The sequence below is a fragment of the Burkholderia sp. E168m23 genome (assembly GCF_016586125.1).
Taxonomy (GTDB): Bacteria; Pseudomonadota; Gammaproteobacteria; order Burkholderiales; family Burkholderiaceae; genus Burkholderia; species Burkholderia orbicola.
This window is the reverse complement of record NZ_BCPP01000634.1, coordinates 1-4,313: the sequence shown is the minus strand read 5'-3', so window position 1 is coordinate 4,313 and position 4,313 is coordinate 1. Positions and strand designations below refer to the sequence as shown.

General features: G+C 65.9%; 4 protein-coding genes and 1 pseudogene. 3 read left to right on the top strand and 2 right to left on the bottom strand.

Translation table 11 applies throughout. The features are described from left to right. Nucleotides 1-54 precede the first annotated feature (54 nt). The 3 genes and pseudogenes from JMF90_RS26375 to JMF90_RS26365 all read left to right on the top strand — a co-directional run. Nucleotides 55-453: pseudogene (locus tag JMF90_RS26375) on the top strand (PLP-dependent aminotransferase family protein); the annotation flags it as partial. 96 nt (nt 454-549) lie between these two features. Further along, nucleotides 550-987, top strand: coding sequence for a carboxymuconolactone decarboxylase family protein (locus JMF90_RS26370; RefSeq protein WP_006479143.1), 438 nt, complete (start codon nt 550-552; stop codon nt 985-987). Between the two features lie 10 nt (nt 988-997). Continuing rightward, nucleotides 998-1,417 carry a cupin domain-containing protein gene (locus tag JMF90_RS26365; protein WP_011547813.1) on the top strand — a complete coding sequence of 140 codons (420 nt, stop codon included), beginning with the start codon at nt 998-1,000 and terminating at the stop codon, nt 1,415-1,417. 108 nt (nt 1,418-1,525) lie between these two features. Here the strand turns inward: JMF90_RS26365 and JMF90_RS26360 are convergent, their stop codons facing one another. Continuing rightward, nucleotides 1,526-2,746: a porin gene (locus JMF90_RS26360; RefSeq protein WP_011547814.1), complete on the bottom strand. Its 1,221-nt coding sequence runs from the start codon at nt 2,744-2,746 to the stop codon at nt 1,526-1,528. 480 nt (nt 2,747-3,226) lie between these two features. After that, nucleotides 3,227-4,294 (bottom strand): squalene/phytoene synthase family protein, encoded by a 1,068-nt coding sequence (locus tag JMF90_RS26355; RefSeq protein WP_011547815.1) that lies wholly within the window; start codon nt 4,292-4,294, stop codon nt 3,227-3,229. Nucleotides 4,295-4,313 lie beyond the last annotated feature (19 nt).

Genomic DNA, 4,313 nt, shown 5'->3' with positions numbered 1-4,313 from the left:
GCCCGCTTCCCCGCGTAATAATTTCGTATAGCATACATTATACGAAGTTATACGACGCTCACGCAGGCGGCGCTCGCCCGCTTCATGCACGAAGGCGATTTCGCGCGGCACCTGAAACGCGTGCAGAAGCACTACGACGCGCGCCGCAAGATGCTGATCGCGCACCTGCGCGGCGCACTCGCGCCGTGGTTCGACGCGATCGTGCCGACCGCCGGCATCCATCTCGCCGCGCGCCTGAAGCCGGGGCTCGACGAAGCGGCGCTGGTCCGCGCGGCGCGGGCGCAGGACATCGGCCTGTACGGGATCTCGGCGTTCCACGTGGGCGTGCCGGTGCGCCCGGGGCTGCTGTTCGGCTATGGCGGGATCGACGCGCTGCGCATCGACACGGCGCTCGCGAAGCTGGCGGGATTGCTGGATGCCGGCATCGCGGACGGGCCGTCACTGGTTACCTGAATTTCCGTTAAATTGGCTATTCAAGCAGGCCAGTGCGACTCGTAAAGTAGGTCCTGTCGCGCCACCCCGGCGCTACCCAACCGAAAAGGACCTGCCATGCAACCGCGCCTGAACTTCTATGCCGCCAGCCCGAATGCGATCAAGGTGATGCGCAACGCCGAGGAATTCCTCGCGAAGAGCTCGATCGAGAAGCCGCTCGCCGAACTCGTCCGCCTGCGCGCGTCGCAGATCAACGGCTGCGCGTTCTGCGTCGACATGCACACGACCGACGCGCGCAAGGGCGGCGAAACCGACCGCCGTCTCGCGACCGTCGTCACGTGGCGCGAAACGCCGTTCTTCACCGAGCGCGAACGCGCGGCGCTGGAATGGACCGAGGCACTGACGCTGGTGGCCAGCAACCACGTGCCCGACGCCGTCTGGGAAGCCGTGAAGCCGCATTTCACCGACGAGGAGCTGTTCGACCTGTCGATGCTGATCGCGACGATCAACTCGTGGAACCGCTTCGCGATCGCGTTCCGCAAGATGCCCGAGTGAGGCGGCGACGATGATCCGTTCCCCGCTCCCTCGCGTCGCGCTGTGCGCCGGGCTCATGCTGGCCGCCGCACTGCCGGCCGGCGCTCACGCGCACGACGCCGGCGACAGCGTGCACGCGATCATGCAGCAAGCCGTGCCCGAGGCGCCCGGCAAACTGGTGGTCGTCGCGACGGTCGACTATGCGCCCGGTCAGGCGTCCGAAGCGCACAAGCACCTCGGCTCGGTGTTCGCCGTCGTGTCGAAAGGCGAAGTGCTGTCGCAGGTGAACGGCGGCCCGCTGCGCCGCTATCGCGCCGGCGAAGGCTGGTACGAACCGCCCGGCTCGCGCCATCAGGTGTCGCGCAACGCGAGCGCGACCGAGCCCGCGCAACTCGTCGTGTTCGGGCTGACGGGCGAGCATCAGCCGCTGAAGTCGCCGATCGATCAGTGATCCGACGCGATGGATCGCGCATCGACTCGCGACGTAAACGAAAAAACCGGCCCGAAGGCCGGTTTTCATACCGCATGCCGTGAGCGGCGCTCGCGCGCCGCGCGACATTTAGAAGCGGTGGATCATGCCGACGCCGACGCCGATCTGGTTCTGCTTCGAACCTGCGCCCACGCCGTCACCGATCGACGTGGTCGCCGAGATGATTGCGTTGCCGCGGCCGTTCAGCGTGTTGCCGCTTGCGTGCTGGTAAGCCTCAACCGCGTACAGGCCCGTGCGCTTCGACAGGCTGTAGTACTGCGACAGCGTGACCTGGTGGTACTTGGCCGAGCTCGTGATGCCGTTCGACTGCGTTGCGGCCGTGTACGAGTAGCCTGCCGCGAAGTCCCACTGAGCAGCTGCCTTCCAGTGCAGCACGGCGCCAGCCGTGTTGAAGATTGCCTTGTTCCGGAAGAACGAACCCGTGCCCGGCGTGTACTGGACGTTCGAGTACGACGCCGAAATATCCCATGCCGGCGTGAACTGGTAGCCCGCCGTCACGGCGATACGCTGCTGCGATTGCGCGGTCGCGTAGCCGTTGTTGATCGACGAGACTGCCGGCTGGTTGCCGTCGCCCGCTGCCGTCAGGCCGTTCTGGACCGTCGAGTTCGCGCCCCACACGCCGCCGCCGAGCGTCGAGTTGTTGACCTTCTGATAGCCGACCGCGATGCCTGCCGGGCCGTTCAGGTACTGGATCGCCGCGCTCCACGTCGAGCCGCGGTTCGTCGCGCCTGCGACGCCGCCGAACGAGTACGAACCGCCGACCGTGAAGCCGTAGAACTTCGGCGACATGTAGACGAGCGAGTTGTTCGCGCGGTAGCTGGTATCCAGCGAATCGATATCGCCCGGGTGCGCGCCGTAGTAGCCGGTCAGCCAGGTCGTCGGGCTGTACGGCGACAGCAGCGTGTAGTACGCGGTGTACTGGCGGCCGGCCGTCAGCGTACCGTACGTGGCGTTGGTCAGGCCAACCCATGCCTGACGCGTGAAGATGCCGTTGGTCCACTGCGACGAGCCGTTAGCCGTGTTGACGCCGGCTTCCAACTGGAAAATCGCCTTCGTGCCGCCGCCGAGATCTTCGCTGCCTTTCAGGCCGAAGCGGCTGCCTGCCCACACGCCGGTGGACATCTGCACCTTCGAGTGACCACCCGAGGTTGCGCCGACTGCCGACGAGTTGTTCTGCCAAGCGATACCGTTGTCGACGATACCGTAGAGGGTCACGCTGCTCTGGGCGTGGGCGGCGGTAGCGGCTGCGAGACCGACTGCCGTCATGGCGAAAGCGACGCGCTTTTTCATTGATTCTCCGTCCTCAAAGAATGTTTCTTTTCTGGTGTGGTTTTATGACCGACACATGTGCGAGTACATGCCGACGCGATTCTGACGGATTACCAATTGTTTCCCAACATGTGCAGTCGGTCATCGTATGATCGACGCAACGCGCGGGTTCACCAAACGGTTACATGACAGCCCGAAACGCTTGTGCAGCGGGCGTTTCCGGCATTTGCCGGTGAAAACCCTAGCTTTACATTTTTACGGGCGCACCACGACCGTCCAATGTCGTCAGACGCCTTCGGCACCAAAAGGTCTTACAAATGCGCGATCGAAGCTGACGCCGCGATTCACGCCGCCGCGCAGGATCGCCCACGTTCGTGACACCCACATTTCGAGACACGAAATCATGAAAACGTTTTTAGTCGACGTGCCGGAGACCAGACGGGAACGGCCCGACGAACGCGGGCCGGGAGGCGATGCCGGCGCCTGCCGCGCCGGCGATCTTCAGAGCTGCGTCGCGGGGCGCGCGAGCCGCGCGGTCACCGCATCGGCGAGCGCGGTCAGACGCGAACGGACCGCCGTGTTCGAGCCGACCAGCGCGAGCGACGCCGCCATGATCCGGTAGACGCGCTTTCTCGGCACCTTGGCCGGCTTCGCCGGGTCGAGCCACGCCGCGTGGCCGGCCAGCAGTTCGAGCGTTTCGAGGCCGATCATGATCGGCCACAGGCAGGCGAGCCGCAGCCGCACGAAACGACGCGGAATCGCGAGCGTATACAGGTAGGCGTCGCGATACTGGTCGAGCGCGACGCGCAGCAGGTCGACCAGCACGCCGCGCGCACGTTCCGATGCTTCTGGCTGCATCAGGTCGGCCACCACGAGCCCGTGTGCGCCCAGCACGTCGTCGGGCAGGTAGCAGCGGCCGATGCGCAGATCCTTCGCGCAGTCGCGCAGGATGTTGGTCATCTGCAGCGCCTTGCCGAAACGGATTCCCTTCTCGCGCATGTCCGACAGATCCCAGCCGCGCGCGGCACGCGTGTGCGCGCCCGTCATGTCGGTCCAGAACTCGCCGACGCAGCCGGCGACCAGGTACGTGTAGCGGTCGAGCACGTCGCGCGTCGGCAGCGATGCGACCTGCCCCGACTGCTCGTGCGGAAACGTGCGCAGGTCGAACTCCATCCCCGCGGTGAGCGTCGCGACGACCTTGCGGATCGACGCGCGATCGGCCTCCGGCTGCGCGCGCAGCAGCGCGAGCATCGGCTCCATCGAACCGAGCAGCAGGTGTTCGTGCGAATCGGTCTGCATCCGCGTCACGTCCTCGAGCGAACGCGACAGCGCCGCGCCATCGCCGAGCCGTTCGATGTCGTCGCGCAGGTCGGTCAGCAGCGCCGCGCGGCGATCAGGCGCGACGAGCGCCGTGTCGGCGATCGTGTCGGCCGCGCGCGCGAGCAGATACGCGAGGCCGACCGGGTCGCGCATGCCGTCGGGCAGCACGCGCAGCGTCAGGTAGAAGGAGCGGGAAACGTTCTTCAGCAGTTCGCCGAGCAGATAGGCGGGATCGGTATGGGTCGTCATGGGTCGGGAAAAATCGGTC

What these genes read in the sequence shown, in the direction of transcription:
- JMF90_RS26370 (WP_006479143.1), top strand. Translation starts at nt 550, where the DNA reads ATGCAACCGCGCCTGAACTTCTATGCCGCCAGCCCGAATGCGATCAAG.
- JMF90_RS26360 (WP_011547814.1), bottom strand. Translation starts at nt 2,746, where the DNA reads ATGAAAAAGCGCGTCGCTTTCGCCATGACGGCAGTCGGTCTCGCAGCC.
- JMF90_RS26355 (WP_011547815.1), bottom strand. Translation starts at nt 4,294, where the DNA reads ATGACGACCCATACCGATCCCGCCTATCTGCTCGGCGAACTGCTGAAG.
- JMF90_RS26365 (WP_011547813.1), top strand. Translation starts at nt 998, where the DNA reads ATGATCCGTTCCCCGCTCCCTCGCGTCGCGCTGTGCGCCGGGCTCATG.